Annotated in this window: 21 protein-coding genes and 1 riboswitch; of the genes, 3 read left to right on the top strand and 18 right to left on the bottom strand. The window is 51.7% G+C overall.

Annotated features, from left to right (window positions below):
- The first annotated feature begins 402 nt into the window (after positions 1-402).
- Positions 403-858 carry an RNA recognition motif domain-containing protein gene (locus C9I98_RS22865; RefSeq protein WP_036831645.1) on the top strand — a complete coding sequence of 152 codons (456 nt, stop codon included), beginning with the start codon at positions 403-405 and terminating at the stop codon, positions 856-858.
- On the opposite strand, the gene murI is transcribed toward C9I98_RS22865, so the two are convergent.
- The 3 genes from murI to C9I98_RS22850 form a co-directional block, all read right to left on the bottom strand.
- Positions 818-1,615, bottom strand: a complete 798-nt coding sequence (gene murI / locus C9I98_RS22860) for a glutamate racemase (protein WP_036831643.1) — start codon at positions 1,613-1,615, stop codon at positions 818-820. The genes C9I98_RS22865 and murI overlap by 41 nt on opposite strands.
- Before the next feature lie 73 nt (positions 1,616-1,688).
- A complete protein-coding gene (locus tag C9I98_RS22855; protein ID WP_036831641.1) occupies positions 1,689-2,360 on the bottom strand; it encodes a Dph6-related ATP pyrophosphatase in 672 nt (223 codons plus the stop codon).
- Between the two features lie 55 nt (positions 2,361-2,415).
- Complete coding sequence (locus C9I98_RS22850) at positions 2,416-4,236, bottom strand: TonB-dependent receptor domain-containing protein (protein ID WP_036831640.1); 1,821 nt, start codon at positions 4,234-4,236, stop codon at positions 2,416-2,418.
- A 41-nt stretch (positions 4,237-4,277) separates the two neighbouring features.
- Positions 4,278-4,503: riboswitch (cobalamin riboswitch) on the bottom strand.
- Positions 4,504-4,650: 147 nt separating this feature from the next.
- Here C9I98_RS22850 and trmA point away from each other — a divergent pair.
- Positions 4,651-5,757 carry a tRNA (uridine(54)-C5)-methyltransferase TrmA gene (trmA, locus tag C9I98_RS22845; protein WP_036831639.1) on the top strand — a complete coding sequence of 369 codons (1,107 nt, stop codon included), beginning with the start codon at positions 4,651-4,653 and terminating at the stop codon, positions 5,755-5,757.
- 71 nt (positions 5,758-5,828) lie between these two features.
- On the opposite strand, the gene C9I98_RS22840 is transcribed toward trmA, so the two are convergent.
- Positions 5,829-6,203, bottom strand: a complete 375-nt coding sequence (locus C9I98_RS22840; RefSeq protein WP_036831638.1) for a YijD family membrane protein — start codon at positions 6,201-6,203, stop codon at positions 5,829-5,831.
- Between the two features lie 24 nt (positions 6,204-6,227).
- A complete protein-coding gene (gene fabR, locus C9I98_RS22835; protein WP_036831631.1) occupies positions 6,228-6,860 on the bottom strand; it encodes an HTH-type transcriptional repressor FabR in 633 nt (210 codons plus the stop codon).
- A gap of 305 nt (positions 6,861-7,165) precedes the next feature.
- Between fabR and sthA the strand changes: the two genes are divergently transcribed.
- Entirely contained in the window at positions 7,166-8,581 is a 1,416-nt protein-coding gene (gene sthA, locus C9I98_RS22830) for a Si-specific NAD(P)(+) transhydrogenase (RefSeq protein WP_036831628.1), read from the top strand.
- Positions 8,582-8,663: 82 nt separating this feature from the next.
- Here the strand turns inward: sthA and cysQ are convergent, their stop codons facing one another.
- The 13 genes from cysQ to gspD all read right to left on the bottom strand — a co-directional run bounded on the left by cysQ (position 8,664) and on the right by gspD (position 20,549).
- Positions 8,664-9,497, bottom strand: a complete 834-nt coding sequence (cysQ, locus tag C9I98_RS22825) for a 3'(2'),5'-bisphosphate nucleotidase CysQ (protein ID WP_107272520.1) — start codon at positions 9,495-9,497, stop codon at positions 8,664-8,666.
- A gap of 8 nt (positions 9,498-9,505) precedes the next feature.
- Positions 9,506-10,057 carry an ADP compounds hydrolase NudE gene (gene nudE / locus C9I98_RS22820; protein ID WP_036824959.1) on the bottom strand — a complete coding sequence of 184 codons (552 nt, stop codon included), beginning with the start codon at positions 10,055-10,057 and terminating at the stop codon, positions 9,506-9,508.
- Positions 10,058-10,209: 152 nt separating this feature from the next.
- Positions 10,210-10,968: a type II secretion system protein N gene (locus C9I98_RS22815; RefSeq protein ID WP_036824957.1), complete on the bottom strand. Its 759-nt coding sequence runs from the start codon at positions 10,966-10,968 to the stop codon at positions 10,210-10,212.
- A gap of 2 nt (positions 10,969-10,970) precedes the next feature.
- Positions 10,971-11,447: a type II secretion system protein M gene (locus C9I98_RS22810; protein WP_107272519.1), complete on the bottom strand. Its 477-nt coding sequence runs from the start codon at positions 11,445-11,447 to the stop codon at positions 10,971-10,973.
- Positions 11,444-12,736, bottom strand: coding sequence for a type II secretion system protein GspL (gene gspL / locus C9I98_RS22805; protein ID WP_245907227.1), 1,293 nt, complete (start codon positions 12,734-12,736; stop codon positions 11,444-11,446). Before gspL ends, C9I98_RS22810 begins: the two co-directional genes overlap by 4 nt.
- Positions 12,705-13,730 (bottom strand): type II secretion system minor pseudopilin GspK, encoded by a 1,026-nt coding sequence (gene gspK, locus C9I98_RS22800; RefSeq protein ID WP_036824411.1) that lies wholly within the window; start codon positions 13,728-13,730, stop codon positions 12,705-12,707. Before gspK ends, gspL begins: the two co-directional genes overlap by 32 nt.
- The gene (gene gspJ / locus C9I98_RS22795) at positions 13,717-14,385 is read right to left on the bottom strand and encodes a type II secretion system minor pseudopilin GspJ (protein ID WP_036824408.1); all 669 of its coding nucleotides are present in this window, start codon (positions 14,383-14,385) and stop codon (positions 13,717-13,719) included. Before gspJ ends, gspK begins: the two co-directional genes overlap by 14 nt.
- A complete protein-coding gene (gene gspI / locus C9I98_RS22790) occupies positions 14,372-14,743 on the bottom strand; it encodes a type II secretion system minor pseudopilin GspI (RefSeq protein WP_036824405.1) in 372 nt (123 codons plus the stop codon). Before gspI ends, gspJ begins: the two co-directional genes overlap by 14 nt.
- On the bottom strand, positions 14,743-15,339 hold the full coding sequence (gspH, locus tag C9I98_RS22785) for a type II secretion system minor pseudopilin GspH (protein ID WP_036824403.1): 597 nt from the start codon (positions 15,337-15,339) through the stop codon (positions 14,743-14,745). The genes gspI and gspH overlap by 1 nt, the downstream gene beginning before the upstream one ends.
- 5 nt (positions 15,340-15,344) lie before the next feature.
- Complete coding sequence (gene gspG, locus C9I98_RS22780) at positions 15,345-15,779, bottom strand: type II secretion system major pseudopilin GspG (RefSeq protein WP_036824400.1); 435 nt, start codon at positions 15,777-15,779, stop codon at positions 15,345-15,347.
- Positions 15,780-15,801: 22 nt separating this feature from the next.
- Positions 15,802-17,022, bottom strand: coding sequence for a type II secretion system inner membrane protein GspF (gene gspF, locus C9I98_RS22775; RefSeq protein ID WP_036824397.1), 1,221 nt, complete (start codon positions 17,020-17,022; stop codon positions 15,802-15,804).
- Positions 17,023-17,025: 3 nt separating this feature from the next.
- Positions 17,026-18,528 (bottom strand): type II secretion system ATPase GspE, encoded by a 1,503-nt coding sequence (gspE, locus tag C9I98_RS22770; protein ID WP_107272518.1) that lies wholly within the window; start codon positions 18,526-18,528, stop codon positions 17,026-17,028.
- Complete coding sequence (gene gspD, locus C9I98_RS22765; protein WP_036820875.1) at positions 18,528-20,549, bottom strand: type II secretion system secretin GspD; 2,022 nt, start codon at positions 20,547-20,549, stop codon at positions 18,528-18,530. Before gspD ends, gspE begins: the two co-directional genes overlap by 1 nt.
- Positions 20,550-20,570: the final 21 nt, after the last annotated feature.

Raw genomic sequence — 20,570 nt, 5'->3', positions numbered from 1 at the left:
TAATGAATGAATTGACTGTGCCGAATCTTGCGATTCGATTTGGTCACTCAGTTTCATTGATAAATCTTTTGACTATCATTTCACGAGTGCCCACACAGATTGCATGGTCAAATTGTTAAAGAACAATACTGATTGGTTAGCGGCTTAAGTTGCCGTGCTCCGTGTCAGTGAGGCGGCATTATAGAGAGTTTGTTCCGCCTGACAACCCTTTTTTTTGAAAAAATTTCCACTTGGCGATTATTTCAACTAATGTGAGATAAATGCCTCTAAATTCAACATTAGAGCATCGTCACATTCACTTACTAGCAATTACAAGTCAATGAAAGTAATATCAATGTGACTCTGTTGTTAAAATAACCAATAACGCCTTCTATTCTAATTTTTATGACGATGTAGCTTTATATGAAATTATCCAATCAAAATTTAATACCGATTCTTGCAATCGCTGTTGGTGGAGGGATTCTCTTTACTATTCTTCCCCTTCCATCCGGCCTTGCATTCGCACTTGGTGCAATAGCTGTAGGTTTTGCGCTTCCTTATTTCACTTCTTCTCAGTCAAAAAGCTCGCAGGTCGACAACTCTCAAAGTAGTAAAACCCTTTATGTAGGCAATTTGCCTTACCGCGCGAATGAAAATGAAGTTAAGAAGCTTTTTTCTGAGTATGGAGAAGTCTTTGCTGTTCGCCTTATGAAAGATAAGCGAACGGGTAAGCGTCGCGGGTTTGGTTTTGTCGTGATTAACAGTAAAGATGCAGACCACGCCATTGAACAGCTAAACAACAAAGAGTACGGCCAGCGCACCCTCAAAGTACGCGAAGCTAACGAACCAAAGAACGGGGATAGTTCAGAGATTCGATAGCGCTAAGCCCGAGCTGTTCCAAACTAATATTCAGTGCCGCAGCATTTTCACCTGCGGCACTGTTATATGTGAAGTTAGAAAATACTTGCTGATGAACAACTACATCCCCGAGCAGTGCTTTGACTCGGTTAGCTATCGCCATTCCCGAATCGATAACCTGTACTTTTTCACCTACAGCTAGCAATACTTCTTCTTTGATCAGTGGGAAGTGGGTACAACCAAGCACGATACAATCAACTTTCCCTTGCCATGCAGACAGTATCTCCCTCAACTCAGTAATCGATACGGGCTTACCGCGCAATTTCTCTTCTGCCATTTCAACCAAACGAGTCGAACCTATTCTTAGTACCTCACAATCATTAGCGAATTGGCTAATTAAGATATCAGTATATTGCCTGGTGATTGTGGCAGGTGTGGCTAGCAAGCCTATCGCTTTGCGTTTACTGGCGAGTGCAGCAGGTTTTATCGCTGGTACGACCCCAACTACTGGAATGGACAGTTGCTCACGCAACGAAGGTAATACAATAGTGCTCGCAGTATTACAGGCTATCACCACGAGATCGACTTGGTGACGTTCAACCAGGCGGGTCACGATATGGGAGGTTCGCTCAATGAGTTCGCTATCTGGTAATTCGCCATAAGGGAACGCGGCATCATCAAAAGCATAAACATATTGAACTTGCGGAAGCTGACGGTAGATCTCTTGGTAAATTGATAAACCACCTACACCTGAATCAAATATAAGTACCCGCTTCACAGTTTGTTATACCCCTATGCCTATATCAGGCTCATCATACTGTGAATACGGGTAGCACGAAAAGGCTCTGAGTTTATTTATCTTCAACCAACTCGTAACGCTGATGATGGAACCGTCCCTTACGCTCAACATCCAAGCAATGGATCTTTAGCTCTCCATCAAAACACGGCGCCTTAACAACAAGCGTGTGAAACTCCCCGTCCTCACCGCAAGGATCCACACTATCGGGTAGATTGCGAATAAAGCTTTCGCTAAACCACTTTCCACAAAACTTACCGTCGAGCTGTTCAGTATCGACGGTCACTACCAGTGTTTTTATACCGATATCCAACATCTCTTGTGCCAGCAAAGTACTCGCTTGCCCTATCAGCGGGAAAACACACTGCCACCCTGCAGGTTCAATGTAACTACGTCGGTATTCGGCAATGCCGTTACAAAACATATCACCAAAAGCAACGGCCTCTACTTCAAGCTTGCTGGATTTAATGCCCTCTATCACTAATGACTGGTAAATATCATTTGCCGGGAACACTTCAGGCAAGGGGATCTCAATTAGCGGTAGTCCAGCCTGCTGGGCTTGTTGCCTAACCACTTCAATTGGTGTTGCCTGAAAAGGCACTTCATCATTTAGGTAGGTTGTATATAGACCGACAACCTCATAGTGAGGATCGTTCAACAAGCGAATGAGCGTCAAGGTTGAGTCTTTACCAGAAGACCAACTGACAATGGTTCGAATAGGTTTCATTGTTTGCTTAGCTCTTATAGAAAAGCCACCAGCAAGTGGTGGCTTAATGACTCAATTAAAATTGGTAGGTAACCGTGGCGTAGTAGCTACGCTCTTGAACGTTGTAGGTTTCTTTCGCGACATAATCTTCATCGAATAAATTAGCGACCCGCCCTCTTAGAGTAAGGTTGTCAGTCACAAAGTAACTGGCAGCGACATCAACCAAGGTATAAGCATCAAGTTCATTGGTATTTGAGGCATCCTCATAACTTTTACCACGATACAGAGCACTGACATCAAACTGCCACTGATCAAGCATGTACGACATATTCCATTTCGCATTGTGCTTGGCTCGACGGATTAATTGCTTGTCCAAGTCAGTATCTTTCGCATCTAGGTAGTCGTAGCTTAAATCATGGTAAAGCGGGCCAGTGTAGAATCCTGCAGTTAACTCCACGCCTTTAATTTCAGCCTCATTCACATTCATTGGAATCCAATCGCCAGCTGGATTGCTGGCATCTTTAGGTGCCCAAGCAATGAGCTTCTCAATGTCTGACTGATACGCAGTAATACGCCAATCAAGCAAGCTGTGGGAGCCGGCCAGGGAAACTTCATAATTTGTCGACTCTTCCGGCTCCAGATCTGGGTTACCAGAATCAGGCCAATACAAATCATTAAAGGTAGGCGCCTTAAATGCCGTCCCTACGTTGGCAGAAATTTGAATATCGGACGCAAAGGTATAAGCTGCAGCTGCCTGCCACGTATTATTACGTCCATAGCTATCATTATCATCGGTGCGGACGCTACCTTCTAATTGCAGCCCCTGATTGCGATAAATCGAGGTAAGGTAAAACGCAGTATTATCCCGAGTATCTTTGTCATAAGTGGTATCGGTATTTGACACCTTATCCCGGTTCCACTCTACACCACCACCAACTTCCAGTTGGTTATTGACCTGGTAATGGTTTTGCCAGTTCACCACATCACGCTTGGTCTTGATAGTACTGCCTGGGGATAAGTCATTAAAGTTACGTGCCTCGTCTTGGTTGTGGGCAACAGTCACTTCACTCACGTAGTCAGTTGCGAAATACCCCGCTTTTGCCGCAACGTTATATAGCGAGCTTTCACTTTGTGCATTTGGGGCACCATACGAGTCATCGTATTCTGCCTCACCGTCGTGATAATAACCTTGCAGGCTCAACTTCCAGTTATCGCCCAACTGGGTACCCAGCTCCGCAACAACATTTTTCTGCTTAAAGCCATCATCATCTTGTTCAAAGGGCGGCTTACGCGCCGAGAAGCCATCAGCCTCTTCACCTTTAACTGCCAATTTGCCCCAGCTACTCTCCCCCAGCGAACCAGCGGCAGATCCGCCTAGTTGATAATAGCCATCACTGCCAGCGCCAGCTGTAACTTGTACCAATTGCTCGCCAGACTGGTACTCAGTGATGATGTTTAGCACACCACCCACGGCGTCAGAGCCATACAAGGCAGCACGCGAGCCACGAATAAATTCAATTCGTTCGATACCAGTTAAAGGGATTTGGCTGAAATCAGCACTGCCAAGGGTCGCACTACCAATACGTACGCCATTGATCATCACAAGCAAATGGCGGGAAGTGGTACCGCGTACATAGACTTCAGTCGCCTGGCCATAACCACCAGATACCACTTGCACCCCAGGTAGACGTCGCAATACTTCCGCAAGAGACTTCGCTTGGATAGCGTCGATTTCTTCTTTGGTAACCACCGATACCGGTGCAATTACATTTTTGATGGGCTGTTCGAAACGGTTGGCAGTCACCACCATGACTTCATCTGTTGAAGATTGATCTGCCAAAACCACAGACGGTAGGCACACTTGTGCCAACACCACTGCTAATAGTGTTTTTTTCATTATTTGGATTACCTTAAGTCGCGTTTATTACAGAGCAGGCTTTCCTACTCGGTACACTGGTCGGTCTTCGGACTTAAGAGCAAGGTTGAATAACCACCTAGGCAACAACTTCCCACTTCTTTCGCTGCATTGCACAGCTTGTAGAAGCAGTGTTCGGAACTAACTGTCCATGTGCTTTCGTTCTCTATCACCGCTGCGCGTCAGTTACGGAGTTTCACCGTATTCCCTATGCCTGAAACCAGGCTAACCAGCGCACCCAGAATGCTAATAATCATTCAGGCGAATGTCTAGCTTCATCGGTGGTGTAAACTGAAATATGGCTAGTCGCAGCATTTTTATCACCGCTAACACTGGACATCAGTCAACAATGCAATAAAATCTGCGCTCTTATTTTGAGCAGTTTGAGGCAATGACATGGCATCCACCGCGATTAATCCAGCTGAATACCAACCACAGCTAGATGAAAAAGCAGCGCGTATTCAAAATATCTTTGCGGATTTTGAAACCCCTGAACTAGAGGTGTTTGCCTCGCCAGCCGAACATTACCGCATGCGTGCAGAGTTCCGCGTTTGGCATGAAGGCGAAGACTTGTTCTACATTATGTTCAACCAAGAAACGCGCGAAAAGTACCGCGTTGATCAGTTCCCAGCGGCCAGCCGTTTGATCAACGACTTAATGCCATTACTGGTTGATGCTCTTAAGCCAGTCAAAGCCTTGCGCCACAAACTATTCCAAGTGGATTTTCTCTCAACGCTTAGCGGCGAAATCTTGGTATCCCTGCTTTACCACCGCCAACTGGATGAAGAGTGGGTAGCAGAAGCCAAAGCGCTGAAGCAACGCCTGAACGACGAAGGCTTCAACCTTAACTTCATCGGCCGTGCCCGTAAGCAGAAAATCGTCCTCGACCAAGAATACGTTATCGAAAAGCTGACAGTTCACGACCGCACCCTTACCTACAAGCAAGTGGAAAACAGCTTCACCCAGCCTAACGGTGAAGTTGCCCAGAAAATGCTGGAGTGGGCTGTCGATTGCACCCAAGACAGCGAAGGTGACTTGCTCGAACTGTACTGCGGTAACGGTAACTTCTCGCTAGCCCTAGCTAAAAACTTCGAGCGCGTACTGGCTACCGAGTTGGCCAAGCCTTCCGTTGATTCAGCCCAATACAATATTGCAGTCAACAACATCGATAATGTGCAGATCATCCGCATGTCGGCAGAAGACTTTACCGACGCAATGGAAGGCAAGCGCGAATTCCGCCGCCTAAAAGATCAAAATATCGACCTCCAGAGCTACAACTGCAACACGATTTTTGTTGATCCACCGCGCTCAGGTATGGATGAGGGCACTTGTCGCATGGTGCAGGGTTACGACCGTATCATGTATATCTCTTGCAACCCGGATACACTGAAAGACAACTTGGATATCCTAAGCGAAACCCACCGTATTACTCGCTTTGCCCTGTTCGATCAGTTCCCATATACCCACCATATGGAAGCCGGTGTACTGCTCGAGCGCAAATAACCGCTCGGCAGGCAGCAGAAACTAAAAAAGGCGCTATCAGCGCCTTTTTTGTTGGTCGAAGCTAATTTAGCTTATGCTTGCGCTTCTTCTTTCTTAGGCGTCATAAAGCCCATTTTGTATGTCACCCAGAACAATAGGCCTAGGGTGATCATTAGCGGCAAGAAGTTTGAGCCCATGTCAGGCGACATTGCGCGTAGGAACGCCGAGTAACCGAACGCACCAACAAGGAAACAGGCAAAAGCAATCGCCGGGGTGCCTTCAGACATCGGCTTGCTTAGGTATTCCTGGTATAGGCAGTAGATTGCCAACGCGAACGCAATCACAGGGAAAACAGAAAATGATACCGCGCTTGAAGTCAGCACTGCCAGTGTAGCGTTACCACACAAGCCAGCTAGCAGCGACATCACCAATGTTTTGCGTTCAGCTTTAATTTGATCTTTGTTCATATCCTTTCACCAACAAAAATGAAGTTAGAGTTTTTGCCTGAGCTCACGACGCTCACGCTCTTTACGGTACCAGTAGGCACCTTTTGCAATCATTCGCAATTGCATAATCAATCTTTCGGCATGCTCAGCTCGAGCATGACTATCAAGATCCAGCGCCTCGGCACCGGAACTAAATACCAAGGTGACCGACGCTTCCGCCTGAGTGTAGGCTTCATCGTGGGTTACCCCTGTTTTCGCAACCAGGTATTCGGTGAGTTCCGCCACGAAATGCTGGATTTCGCGGGCAACCGCCGCCCTGAATGCCGGAGAAGTACCAGAACGCTCACGCAGCAATAAGCGAAAAACGTTAGGACTCCCCTCGATAAATTCCATAAACGTCTCGACCGAAGTACGGATCACACTGCCTTCTTTGGCAATGCGCTGACGAGCCTGACGCATCAGCTGACGTAAAATCAAGCCGCCTTCATCGACCATGGTCAAACCGAGCTCATCCATATCTTTAAAATGACGGTAGAAAGACGTCGGCGCAATGCCTGCCTCCCTTGCCACTTCACGTAGGCTGAGGCTCGAAAAGCTACGCTCCGCACTTAACTGGTTAAATGCAGCATCAATTAATGAACGGCGGGTTTTTTCTTTCTGTTGAGCCCTAATACCCATGGTTTTCTTGGTTCTCTTCGGATTATCTTGCGCAAGTTGTTGCCACTATACGCGCTTTTTCACAGCCATCAAAACATAGTAATTCCTGACATAGGCTTAATCAAAGCCGGAATCGCCAGATTTACTGTTGGCTCACAAACTCGCACATTGCAACAAAAGCTCCACGGATATCAGATTTTTAACTCCCCAACGCCCGAACAACGTGATCATTGCCTACCTATCGTCGATGACTGATTCTACCTGCTTTTAGAAGAAGTTAAAATGACGAGACAGCAATGTTGCAAGGATGATAATAAAGGCCAAGCATGACAAAAAGCAAAAATTCCGCTACCCAACATTTCGATGCCATCATTATCGGCAGTGGTCCCGGTGGTGAAGGGGCGGCAATGGGGCTAACCAAAGCCGGATACAATGTCGCGATTATCGAACGGGAAGAAAGTGTAGGTGGAGGTTGTACTCACTGGGGAACCATACCGTCAAAAGCCTTGCGCCATGCTGTTAGCAGGATCATCGAATACAATCACAACCCGCTTTATTGCAAGAACAATTCGACCTTGCATAGCACCTTCAGCCAAATTCTCGGCCATGCCCAGGTTGTCGTGAACAAACAGACACGCATGCGCCAGGGCTTTTATGATCGCAACCAGTGCACCATTATTTTTGGTGAGGCCAGCTTCACCGGCACACATACCGTCAGTGTGAAAAAGCCCGATGGCAGCCGCGAGTATTACAGTGCCGACAAGTTTGTTATTGCCACCGGCTCCCGCCCTTACCAGCCAGCCGATGTCGATTTTAGCCATGACCGTGTTTACGACAGCGACTCCATCTTGCAACTCAAGCACGACCCGCGCCATATCATCATCTATGGTGCCGGCGTTATCGGTAGCGAGTATGCCTCCATCTTCCGAGGGCTTGGGGTCAAGGTCGACTTGATCAACACCCGCGATCGGCTCCTTGAGTTTCTCGACAATGAAATTTCCGACTCGCTTTCCTACCACTTCTGGAACAGCGGCGTCATGATCCGCAACGGCGAAACCTACGAGAAAATCGAACCCACCGAAGACGGGGTGGTCTTGCACCTGCAATCCGGCAAGAAGATGCGCGCTGACTGCCTGCTTTACGCCAATGGCCGAACAGGCAATACAGACCGGCTAAACCTAGGCAAGGTGGGCCTAGAGCCGGATTCTCGCGGACAACTGAAAGTGAACGAGAACTACCGCACCGATATCGAGCACGTCTATGCCGTCGGGGATGTCGTTGGCTACCCAAGCCTCGCCAGCGCCGCCTATGACCAAGGCCGATTCGTTGCCCAGGCCATTGCCAACGGCGAGGCGCTTGGCCGGTTGATTGAAAACATCCCTACCGGAATCTACACCATTCCGGAAATCAGCTCCGTCGGCAAAACCGAGCAAGAGCTGACCGCCGAGAAAGTGCCGTACGAAGTCGGCCGCTCGCAGTTCAAGCACCTTGCCCGTGCCCAGATAGCCGGTACGGAAGTCGGTAGCCTGAAGCTCCTGTTCCACCGCGAAACCAAGGAGATCCTCGGGATCCATTGTTTCGGGGAACGTGCAGCAGAGATCATCCACATTGGTCAGGCGATCATGGAGCAAAAAGGCGAAGGCAATAACATCGACTACTTCGTTAATACCACCTTCAACTACCCAACGATGGCCGAAGCATTCCGCGTCGCCGCACTTAATGGCCTTAATCGCTTATTCTAGCGATGAGCCTACTGGCTAAAATAAAAAACGGAGCCGCAATTGGCTCCGTTTTTATTTTTCATGGTTAGCGCAGGTCAGGAAACTACTCTACATCCATCAACCGATCATCCGGCGTCAGAATCGATGACCATGGCAAATTCTCATCCCCAAGGGTAATGAAGTTAGGGTTCTCCAATGTATCGCGCTCGTTGTATGACAACGGTGTGAGATGGGTATTAAGAATGCGCCCACCCGCCTCCTCGACAATACATTGCGTTGCGGCAGTATCCCATTCACCCGTCGGCCCAAGGCGGAGATAGCAATCCACTGCACCTTCGGCAACCAAGCAGGACTTCAATGCTGCCGAGCCTAGCGGCACAAGATCATAGTTGAGCGCCGGATCCAAACGGTTGGTGATCGCGCTGATATCCTGGCGACGGCTAATTGCTACCGCCAGCGACTGGGTTGGCAGCTCGTGGCGATGGGTGGAAATTCGGACCGTCTCACCTTCCGGTGTGGTTTTCCATGCGCCCTTATCTTTATAGGCGTAGTACACCACCCCGGAAACCGGCGCGTAAACCACGCCCATAATCGGCGTGTTATTTTCAACCAAGGCGATAATCGTGGCAAAGTCACCGCTGCCGGCAATAAACTCCTGGGTACCGTCCAGCGGATCAACCAACCAGTAACGCTGCCACTCGGCACGCTCAGCCAACGGAACACCCGCATCTTCTTCCGACAGCACCGGAATATCCGGTGTTAGCTCCGACAGCTTGGCAACAACCAATTTATGCGCAGCCAAATCGGCACTGGTGACAGGCGTATTATCACTTTTCACCTGCTTCTCAAACTGGCCACGCTGGTAAATGTCTAAGATCACCTGGCCCGACGCCCGGGCAATGTCGATGACCTGAGGCAATAGGTTCGATAAGTCCATTTCCGCTCCTATTTCGAGAGTTGTTTAAGGGCAAGGAAAAGCGCGGTAATGCTTCTCGCCTCGGCAAAATCTAAATGATGAAGTAATTCCTCGACCTGGCTCAGCGGCCAACGGACAATTTCCAAAGGCTCCGGCTCGTCACCGGCAAGCGATTCCGGGTACAGATCCTCGGCAAGAAACAGGGTCATGCGGCTGGAAAAATAAGACGGTGCCAGCACCACCTCTTTCAACGGTCGCAGCTGGTTGGCACCAAAGCCAATTTCTTCTTTCAGCTCTCGGTTGGCCGCTTCTTCTGCCGACTCCCCAAGATCAATCAGCCCTTTAGGGAAACCAAGCTCGTAGCGATCGGTGCCAGCCGAATACTCCCGGATCAACAACAAGTCGCCTTCTTTGGTAACAGGTACCACTAGCACAGCATGGCGGTTGGATGGCTTCATCCGCTCGTAAGTTCGTTCAACGCCATTAGAGAAACGAAGATCCAAAGATTCAATTTTAAATAACCGAGATTGAGCAACAACTTCCGTTGCCAAAATTTCGGGTTTGGTACGATTGGCAGCCATGCGAGTTCCTGTTTCTGTAACCACCCACTAAAGGCGGTAGCTGAGACAATAATTGTTATTTAATGGTAATGAGCGCGTGAAATAAAGACTTTTATTAAGAAATCGTTAACCCGACTAGGTTAGTCGGGTATTAACAGGGGGGATATCCAGAACTAGAAGCGGCCGTTGTAATCGATTTTGTACTGCCCCTTTGGATCAGGGTTACCTAGCCATTTCAGTTGCTGGGATAACTGCGCAGGAAACTCTGCACCCGGCTTGAACCAACCCACCAATGCATAGCGATTGCCCGGAGATAAGGTTGCTGCCCACTCACTTGATACATCGGCAGAAGCTTGCTCAACATTGGCAAGTACCTTGCCATCTTCACAAGCTAAGTCTGCAATCACAGGCCCCGGGTTCAATGCCCCCAGCGGTGAATTCACCTGGCCCGACGTCCATGCCAATGCCCCATCCAGCTCGGCACAATAAGGCGAAGCAAACTGGTAGTTACGCAAAGTCAGCTCCAGATTACCAGCCAAGCTGACAGGCACCGTCATCGGCGCATAATTAACAATTTGGCTAGCGGGTAAAGAGACCAATAGGTTCTCGGCAAAAGGGCCTGCGGACTGGTAGCCAACCATGCCGCGTCCAGCCAAGTTCATTTCGCTCCCCTGACCAAAGCGGACATCCAGCTTCACCTTACCGGTAAACAGCGACAAGACCCTCATGTCCCACTGCAGCCGACCTAAGTTCATACCTTGCCAACGAACCTGGGAGGCAGCCCCTTGCCAAGGCGTGCCAGATAGCCCGGAGACTTCCAGCCCCTGTACCTTGGGGGCTTGCTGCCACAACCAACTGACGGGAACATGGGCAACCAAGCTACCCACCAGAACGGCACCAAACGAGGCGCCAAGCAATAATTTATATTTCACTGTTACCCCCGCCCTAACTGCAAGCGGTTTACTTCAACCATACCGGCGCGGTCGGTTTTCGACACATCCAGAAACTGGGCGTCAATACCGTGCTCATCACGCAAAAAAGCCAGCCAATTAACCAAGGTATTAAACGGGAGCGGCTTCACCCACACCTGCAACATCTCATCGCGAGGCTGGATACGGATCAGCTCAATTCGAAACTGGCGCGTGGTTTCATTCACCACCTGGTTCAAGCCCTTGTCGCTCACCGAACCCGTTGAGCCCGTCGCGCTTCGCAAAGACACAATCTCGTCGGCTTTTGTGCTGACCCACGTCAACAACTGGCGCTCGCTATTCAGTCGGCGCTCGGCATTCTCCGTCGAGGCAGCCAGCGGTTGCCAGATCCCCCAGTACAGCACCGCCACCAGCATCGCAATCCCACCGCCAAGCACAAGGCGCTGTTCACGCGGGCTCAAGCCTGTCCACCAAGCCTTCATGATTTTCTCCTTAGCACCACGGCACCGGTCACCTGTTCACCCTCTCGGTTCAACTGACCCTGATCGATTTCAAAATCCTCCAGCAACAAGGTGCGAAGCTGCTCAAAGTGCTGGAAGTCAGAGGCCACGGCCTGAAAACGAAGCTCATTGCGATTCTGATCGTACTTGAGGTTTTGCACCGACAATTGCGGGACTTTCGCCAACGCCGGTTGCAACTCTGCCAACCATGGCAAGATACCGTTGTTCGAGCTCGTGCCACCCAGGCGAGCCAGTTCGCTGTTCATCTGGCGCTTCAAATAACTTTGTGACGGGATGCGGTTAAACTGCGGCAACACCTCGCGGAAGATACGCTCACTCTCGGCCTTGTAAACCAATGCCTGCTTTTCCATGGCCTGTACCGAAATCAGGTGCTCAGCAATTAATACGGACAACACCAGACCGGCCGCTATCGCGGCCTTGCGCCAAGGCTTGAGGTATTTTCGCCAAACCGGCTGCTGCTTGTAGACCCCAGATAGCAAGTTAGCCTTACTGGTGGCCGCCCCTTGAGCCAGCAGCTGCATCACCAGCTCCGGCGCCTCCGCCTGCCAAACGCCTGAAACACCGGCTGGTGCCGGCGTGTAGTGGTGGATCACGAGCGGCTGCTCGCTCTTGTCGGCTTGATCCGTATCTTCGCTTTCTGCCTCGCTTTCCTCGCTGGCTTCTTCCTCCTCAGCGGCTTCGGCAGAAAAACGCAATGGGGCTTTTTGGGCCGACAACCAAGCATCAAGCCACTGGGACTCGGCACAAACACCTTGCGATTCCCCTTGGCGGATCAACCACTGGCCTTCGAGCTCGGCGGCACTATAACCGTTGTCAAACAGCGGCAGGCACAAACTGTCGGGCAGCATTTTTTTCACTTCGAAGCCACTATCAAGCAGGGCTGATAGCCAAAATTCCACCTTGCGGTGCTCAACGACCGCCACCTGCGCCACCTCACCGGACTTTTGCAGCAGGTGGACGTGAAGATCATCGACATCCTGCGCCAACTCTTCCTCAAGCAAGAACGGCAATACCGTTGCTAGCTGGCGGCTGCTACCTGCGGGGATAGCCACTTCCGTCAGCAATACATCACTGGTTGGAACCAAGACATAAACAGCACGTTGAGCGGCGTAGTCAGCAATATCATCAAGCTGTGCGATCGATGCTAGCTGGCCTGACGCAATCACCTCTTTTTGCTGTGGCGACCAGACTAACCATTGAACCGGCTGATCGGCGCGGCTATTCAGTCTGATTGTCAGAAATTCGCTCACTGATTCCTCCATAACGGCGACGAACAACCGTCACCTTGTTTTCACCATCTCGTTTAAGCAGCGATACCAACCGAACCCTTGAACGGTCGACCAGTACTTCCGTGTCTAGCTGGAAGTAGTCACTGCTTACGGCCAAGTGGGCCTTGGCTTGTTCTTTTACATCCGCGTCCACCCCACCCAAGGCAGACTCGGCAAGAAAATCATCCACGCTGTCCCAGCCATCGTAGGGGCGCTCATTGATAATACGTTGGGCATCCGACAACGAGAGCCTTGGGGTAAACAACCCAACCAACAAGGCAGCCTGGTGCTCGTACAGGGTATTGACGTTCACCGCCAGCGTATTGGTAGGGATAGCACACACCAGATATTTCACCCGGTTGAAAATATCAGCCGAGACCCCGTTAACGGCACGCAGCTCGCTGATATCGACCATCCAATCCCGCGGCGGCAAATACGGCGGGCGAAACCCTTCATAGGTACTGTCGCCGGCACCAAACGGCGCATGGACCGCTTCGTCAGGATCGACATATTCCCAGCTCGAATCCGCAACGACCTCGGCGTCGTAGCTTTCCACCCCGGCTTCTTCCAAGGTGGCTTGCAGCACCTTCACCAAATACGGTTTGTTGGTTCTGTCAGTTAACGGTTGCAACCCCGACAACGCATTGATATTGAAGCAAGCCTGGCGGTCGAGGATATTACCCACCGCCTCGCCGCCATCCAGCGGATAACGCTGGCCTTGCGTTGCCCATGCTTGGCTGAGGTTGACGGTATCGCTGTCGTCGATACCTTGCTTGATCGCCACCTTGCCCAGCTCTTCCATTCCCTGCGCAAACCAAAATGCCTGCTGGTTCTGGAGCTGGTTCTCTGCCCGGTAAAAACTCAGATGTAAGCGTTCACTCATCTGCACCGCCAGCAATGTCATCAGTGCCAGCAGTAACAACACCACGATCAGGGCGACACCGCGCTGTTGCTTCATGGCTCTAGCTCTGTTCATCATCACCCGCCGTCAGTGCCGAAGCAGGCAAAATGTATACCCGCTCAATTTCACCAAAGTCTTCCAGGGTCAGGGTTATTTTGATCCCCTCAGGTAGCGCCGAGCTTTGGTCCCATTGCTCCTGCCACTTTTTGTCGCGGTAGAACTCGAAAGACAGCTCGGTAACCGCTGATAGCACTTCCCGAACCAGGGGTTCGCTACCCACGACCGTATCCGGGTAGCGGAACCAAACCCGCTCCAGGGTATCTTCGATGATCCGGTAGCCCACCCTGACATTTTCCCCGCGCGGGAACATCTGCTGCGGGTTCTGCCAACCGGTTCGGGTAAAGATGATCCCATTACTGGCCGAATCAAGCAGGTACTCGCCGGATTGGATCAGCCTTTCGCTGATTTCCTCTCCTTGGTTACGTACCTTGCGCGCGACAATCTGACGGAAGTCATTATCCATCATCACCATCGCCCGCTGTATTTCCTTCATCCGTTCGCTGTGCTCGCGGGACTGGGCATCGCTTCGCTGCACCCCGTTCATCACCTGATAGGCCGACAAACTCAGCATGGCAAACACCGCAATCGCCACCAAGACCTCCAGTAAGGTGAAGCCTTGCTGCCGGTTCAGCTTTTGCCGAGCGCCCGGATAATAATTAGTTCTCAACATAAGTTCTCAGCACGACTACCGATTGCTTGCGCGCCTCATCTGTGGCGACCGTTACATCCAATGCGCGTAGATAGCCATCGGCGGTTTTGGTGCTCTTTATCGTCCAATACCATTCACGGCCTGCGAGCTCCGACTTGCCGCGCTTGGTCGAGCTCGGGATCTCGCCGGATAAGCGCACCTTGGCAAGTTCGTTGTCTGCCACCATGGCGGCGAAAGTCTTCTCTTCCAAATAGCCAAGGGTATTAAGGTGTTGGCTGACGGCCTTCATGACCCCCAACGCCGAAATAGCAAATACCGCCAAGGCAACCAATACTTCCAGCAAGGTCAGGCCACGCTGGTGACGTCGATGCGTTGCCATTAAAACGGCTCCTTCTCGGCCAATGACTTAATGGTCTCGCCCGGCGGAAGCAGGAATAGCTGACCGAGTTCATCGGCCTGAACCCGCCAAAACTGGTTTTCGCCACTCACTTCGAACTCCAATGTGAACGGGGTGTACTCCCCGCTCGCCATCACCACCACTTGGGGCGGCTTAATTTTGTCTTTATCAGTTTGCTCAGCAAACAAGTCTTCGTTGAACAATGACCCGGGCTCGAATAAGCGATCCTTGTCTTCCCATGAATAGCCACCGATTTCGACTTTCAGGCGAATGCCCTCGTCCATTTCGACTTCGGTAAAAAAGCGTGACTCTTCGATTGGCTGCCAATCTTGACTGGTTAGCTGAAGAAACTGGTAGCGATTACGTTCCACTCGGATGCCGTAATCAATGCCATTCAACAGCGCATCCTCACCCAGCAGCTGGGTGAGGTGGTGGAAACGCGCGGCCTGCTCTTTGACTTTGTCTTCCTGACTTTCCGGCAATGAAATAATCACCGCCACGGCACTGGTTGCCAGTAGCACCAGTACCAGCATGATTTCTATCAGGGTAAAACCTGCCGCGCGCTTACATGACTTCATCGAGCTTAGAAGTCCTGCATGTTCCAGTTGCCGATGTCAGCATTTACGCCTTCACCGCCTTCCTGGCCGTCGGCACCCAAGCTGAAGATATCAACCGGGCCATGCTCGCCAGGCATCACGTACTGGTAGTCGTAGCCCCACGGATCTTTCGGCAGACGACGGATATAGCCGTTGTCACGGTAGTTGCGTGGCTCTGGGCTAGACGTCGGCTTGGTAACCAGCGCATCCAGACCTTGGTCGGTCGTTGGGTATACGCTGTTATCAAGCTTGTACATATCCAGCGCCTGCTCTAGCGCAGTAATATCCGTCACCACTTTCTGCTGATCGGCTTTCTCTTTGTTACCCAACAAGTTTGGTACCACCAAGCTCGCCAGCACACCAAGGATCACGATCACGACCATAACTTCCAATAGCGTAAAGCCGCGTTGTTTGCGTTGCATTAAATAGACCTCCAAAGAAAAATTACATGCCGACCATGTTGTTTAGGGCAATAATCGGCATAAGCGTAGCAATAACAATAAACATCACGATGCCAGCCATCGCGACGATCAATAAGGGTTCGAAAATACCCAGCGCCATGTTGACCAAGGATTCAAAGTCGCGATCCTGGTTATCGGCAGCACGGGTTAGCATTTGTTCCAATTCACCACTGCGCTCACCGCTGGCAATCATGTGCAGCATCATCGGTGGGAACAGCTTGGTTTGCTCCAGCGAAATACGCAGGCTCGAGCCTTCCCTGACCTTGTCAGAGGCTTCGCGGATCTGCTGGTTAACCCAAGTGTTGGTCATCACATCCGATGCCACCTTCATGCCTTCCAGTAACGGAATGGCACTCGAGGTACAGATGGATAGGGTTCGGGCAAAGCGCGAGGTATTCAGCCCCCTCGCCACCTTGCCGATCACCGGCAACTTCATCACCCAACGATCCCACTTGAGGCGAAAATCAGGCCGCCTCAATGCGGCTTTCACGCCAAGGAATATCACCGCCACCACCAGCAAAACCACCAGTCCCCAGTTTTGGACAAAGTTACTCATGGCCAGCAATATCTCGGTAATGGTGGGTAGCTGCTGTCCCATCTGGACAAACTGATCAACAATTTTTGGCACCACCGTTGCCAATAGGAAGGCCACCACGGCGATAGCAATCAGCGTCAGCATGGTCGGATAGATCATCGCCTGCTGCAGCTTGCTGCGCATCTGCTGGCGGTTTTCGGTGTAGTCGGCCAGGCGGTTCAATACGGTATCCAAGTGGCCGGATTTCTCACCCGCCGCCACCATGGCACGAAACAGCTGATCAAAGATATGGGGATACTCCGCCATGCTGTCAGACAGGGTATAGCCCTCAACCACCCGAGAGCGAACCGCCAGCAACATGTTTTTTAAACGCGGCTTCTCACTCTGCTCGGCAACGGCCTTCAGGCACTCCTCCAGCGGCATGGAAGCTTGCACCAAGGTGGCCAATTGGCGGGTGATCAGCGATAGCTCCGTCGTGCTGATCCCACGGCGCAGGTGAAAGCCGCCGCTGGCCTTCTTCTTTTCACGCTCATGGGTTTGAACAACCTCGACCGGGATCAGCCCTTGCTCACGCAATTGCTGGCGTACCTGACGGGCAGTATCGCCTTCTTGTACTCCCTTTTTCTGGCGCCCCTTGGCATCCAGAGCCTTATACTCAAATGCAGCCATCCCTTAGCCCTCTCTAGTCACTCGCATGACTTCCTCAAGGGTGGTGATCCCTGCCTTCACTTTGGCCAAGCCATCATCGCGGATGCTCGGGGTATATTCCCGAATCGCTTTTTCAATCGCCATTTCACCCGCTTCGGCATGGATCAGCTCCTGCACCTGCTCATCCACCAGCAGCAGCTCGTGGATACCGGTACGGCCGCGATACCCCTTGTTGTTACACTCCTCACAACCGTGGGCGTGATAGAGCGTCAACGACTCATCAGGGCCTGCGCCAAACAATTTCTTCTGCTCGGCATCGGCTTCGTACGGTTGGCGACAGTTACGGCACAAGGTACGCACCAATCGCTGGGCCAACACCCCTAGCAGCGACGAAGACACAAGGAAGGGCTCGATACCCATATCGCGCAAACGCGTAATGGCACCGACTGCTGTGTTGGTGTGCAAGGTAGACAATACCATGTGGCCGGTCAACGAGGCTTGCACCGCGATGGAGGCGGTTTCCAAGTCACGGATCTCACCGACCATCACCACATCCGGATCCTGGCGGAGAATGGCACGCAGGCCACGGGCAAAGGTCATATCCACCTTGGCGTTCACCTGGGTTTGGCCGATACCGTCGATATCAAATTCAATCGGGTCTTCAACCGTCAGGATATTGCGCTCTTTGCCGTTCAACTCCTGCAAGCCGGCATACAAGGTTGTCGACTTACCCGAACCCGTCGGGCCCGTCACCAAAATGATCCCGTGCGGCCTTTCGATAATACGGCGGAAGTTGGCATGGTTTGCCGGGGTCATCCCCAAGCTGTGCAAGTCAAGGCGGGTGGCGTTCTTATCCAACAGACGCAACACCACGCGCTCGCCATGGGATGACGGCATGGTCGAGACACGCACATCGACGGCACGGCCACCAATGCGCAGTGAAATACGGCCATCCTGCGGGACACGCTTCTCGGCAATATCGAGACGCGCCATTACCTTGATACGGGAAACCAGCAGCGGCGCCAACTTGCGGCTAGGCTGCAGCACTTCGCGTAACACCCCATCCACCCGGAACCGGATCGACAGCACCTTCTCGAAGGTTTCAATGTGGATATCCGATGCCGCTTCCTTGATGGCTTCCGCCAACATGGCGTTGATCAACTTGATGATCGGGGCATCGTCCTCCGACTCCAGCAAGTCCTCGGTTTCCGGTAGCTCTTCAGCAAGCGAGAAGAAGTCATCGCTATCCGACCCCAGATCTTCCATCAACTGGCGCGCTTCCGACGAATCACGCTGGTAGGCCTCGGTCAGTTTCAGCTCAAACGCTTTTTCGTCCAACTCATGGGGAACAAAGCCCCCGCCAACGACACGGCGGATCTCGGCTAGCACCACGGCTGATAACTGGCCGCTAAAAAATAGCGTGGTTTGGTCATCCACCGCCTCCAGCACCACACGGTGGCGCCTGGCAAAGGAAAAGGGCAAACGGAACAGCGGCTGTAATTCCGCAGGCTGGCTACCGGCGTCCATTACTGATTCTCCAACTGGGCGACAAAGGCACGTACCTCAGGCGGCAATGACAGATCCTCGCCATATTTCGGCAGCACCGGCGATTGAGCCTCTGGCATCAGGCGCAAACCTTCATCCGCCTTGAATAGCTGCTCGGCACGGATGTAGTTGTATTTACGCTGGGTAATACCATCGGCCGTCACACCATCGCGAATAATGGTTGGTTTAATGAATACCATCAGGTTGGTCTTGCCCGTGGTGGTGTTGGTCGACTTGAACAAGTGGCCCAATACCGGAATGTCGCCCAAGATTGGGATTTTCTGCTCGCTCTCGTTGGTCTGCTCTTGGATCAAGCCCCCCAACGCCAGCATCTGGCCATCTTGGATCAATACGTTGGTGGTAAGCTGGCGCTTGGAGAAACGGACATCGACGGCACCGTCGGCGCCCAATACGTTCGACACTTCCTGTTCGATTTTCAGCTGTACCGAATCGCCTTCATTGATTTGCGGCGTCACGTTCAGCTTGATACCCACTTCCTTACGCTCAACCGTCTGGAACGGGTTATCGTTGCTCGAGCTCGAGGTAGAGCCCGTCACCACCGGTACTTCCTCACCGACGATGAACGACGCTTCGCCGTTGTCCATCACGGTAATACTTGGCGATGACAAAATGTTCGAGTTGCGGTCCGAGGCGACGGCATTGACCAGCATGGTCCAGTCGCCCATGACGATACCCAAGGCAGCACCGTTCACCCCGCCCAGTACACTGGCCAGTGTCGAGAAGTCACCGTCTTCGGTAACAGTACGAGTTTCCTCAAGACCTGTATTCGGGTTTATAAAAGTTTCCGTCCGGGTCGTATCCTGCGCTTCCTCAAGGCCAATCGCATATTGGGAAATCGGCACGCCGGAGTTACCAAACTGGATCACCCCGCCATCCGTGGTTCCCCACTGGACACCGAAGTTCACGCCATCACCTTCAGCCAGCTCGACGATCATCGCTTCAATCAACACCTGGGCACGGCGAATATCCAACTGGGCAATGATGTTTTCCAGTGCGCGCATAATATCTGGCGGCGCTGTCAGGATCAGCGAGTTGGTATCAACGTGCGCCGAAATCATCACCTCATTCTTGCTACCGCTGGTCGCCGCCTTGGCATTACCCTGCTTCTCAGCCTGCAGGTTATCCGACACCCCCTTGAGGACATCAACCATATCTTCGGCATTGGCATATTTTAGGTAGACCACGCGGTTATTGCCCTGCGATGCCATTTCCCTGTCCAATTGGCGGATCAGGCGCTTGAGGCGGTCTCTGACCTGCGGATCGCCCGACAGCAAGACCGCATTGGTCCGGTCGTCGGCCACCAGCTTAGGTTGCAGGAAGCCTGGCGTCGACTTGGCATCTGCCGTCTTGTTCAAGGCTTCAACGATGCGCACCATTTCCGCTGCCGAGGCATTGTTAAGCTCAACAACGTCAATTTCCTTATCACCCGCACGGTCAACCCGCTCGATGATATCGGCAAGGCGGTTCACCGTTGCCGCACGGCCGGTGATCATGATGATATTGGCAGGATCGTAGTGAACCACGTTACCCGCACCCGCATTGTCGTTTAGCTGGCGCAGCAACGGAGACAGTTCACGCACAGAAACGTTACGAACAGCAATCACGCGCGTCACGACCTGATCGCCAGTGAGCCTTTCTTCGTCACCAACAACAGGAATAGCAGAAATCTTCGCGTCCTTATCGCGAACAACCTTCAATACCCCGTTGTCCATCTCGACAACGGCGAAGCCATACACTTCAAGCACATTCAAGAAGAACTGGTAGTACTGTTCGTCATTCAATAGATCGTAACTACGAACATTCACCTGACCGCGTACCGCAGGGTCGACAATGATTGTTTTCTGCAGGTTGCGTCCAACAATATTGATAAACTCTTGAATATCGGTTCCTTTGAAACTGGCACTAAACTCACTGGCAAATGCAGAGCTGCACATCAAGCTGCCTAGTAACCAGAGGGCACTTTTACCCATCCACTTTTTCACAAAAAACTCCTGCGTTATCGC

It is taken from the genome of Photobacterium sanctipauli, assembly GCF_003026495.1.
Taxonomy (GTDB): Bacteria; Pseudomonadota; Gammaproteobacteria; order Enterobacterales; family Vibrionaceae; genus Photobacterium; species Photobacterium sanctipauli.
This window is presented reverse-complemented; position numbering and strand designations above follow the sequence as displayed.

Bases quoted from the DNA above. Each gene is read 5' to 3' on its own strand.
- gspK (WP_036824411.1), bottom strand. From the start codon at position 13,730: ATGAACAGAGCTAGAGCCATGAAGCAACAGCGCGGTGTCGCCCTGATC.
- gspI (WP_036824405.1), bottom strand. From the start codon at position 14,743: ATGGCAACGCATCGACGTCACCAGCGTGGCCTGACCTTGCTGGAAGTA.
- nudE (WP_036824959.1), bottom strand. From the start codon at position 10,057: ATGGCTGCCAATCGTACCAAACCCGAAATTTTGGCAACGGAAGTTGTT.
- sthA (WP_036831628.1), top strand. From the start codon at position 7,166: ATGACAAAAAGCAAAAATTCCGCTACCCAACATTTCGATGCCATCATT.
- gspG (WP_036824400.1), bottom strand. From the start codon at position 15,779: ATGCAACGCAAACAACGCGGCTTTACGCTATTGGAAGTTATGGTCGTG.
- C9I98_RS22840 (WP_036831638.1), bottom strand. From the start codon at position 6,203: ATGAACAAAGATCAAATTAAAGCTGAACGCAAAACATTGGTGATGTCG.
- gspF (WP_036824397.1), bottom strand. From the start codon at position 17,022: ATGGCTGCATTTGAGTATAAGGCTCTGGATGCCAAGGGGCGCCAGAAA.
- C9I98_RS22850 (WP_036831640.1), bottom strand. From the start codon at position 4,236: ATGAAAAAAACACTATTAGCAGTGGTGTTGGCACAAGTGTGCCTACCG.
- gspE (WP_107272518.1), bottom strand. From the start codon at position 18,528: ATGGACGCCGGTAGCCAGCCTGCGGAATTACAGCCGCTGTTCCGTTTG.
- gspH (WP_036824403.1), bottom strand. From the start codon at position 15,339: ATGAAGTCATGTAAGCGCGCGGCAGGTTTTACCCTGATAGAAATCATG.
- fabR (WP_036831631.1), bottom strand. From the start codon at position 6,860: ATGGGTATTAGGGCTCAACAGAAAGAAAAAACCCGCCGTTCATTAATT.
- C9I98_RS22810 (WP_107272519.1), bottom strand. From the start codon at position 11,447: ATGAAGGCTTGGTGGACAGGCTTGAGCCCGCGTGAACAGCGCCTTGTG.
- C9I98_RS22865 (WP_036831645.1), top strand. From the start codon at position 403: ATGAAATTATCCAATCAAAATTTAATACCGATTCTTGCAATCGCTGTT.
- C9I98_RS22855 (WP_036831641.1), bottom strand. From the start codon at position 2,360: ATGAAACCTATTCGAACCATTGTCAGTTGGTCTTCTGGTAAAGACTCA.
- cysQ (WP_107272520.1), bottom strand. From the start codon at position 9,497: ATGGACTTATCGAACCTATTGCCTCAGGTCATCGACATTGCCCGGGCG.
- trmA (WP_036831639.1), top strand. From the start codon at position 4,651: ATGGCATCCACCGCGATTAATCCAGCTGAATACCAACCACAGCTAGAT.
- gspJ (WP_036824408.1), bottom strand. From the start codon at position 14,385: ATGTTGAGAACTAATTATTATCCGGGCGCTCGGCAAAAGCTGAACCGG.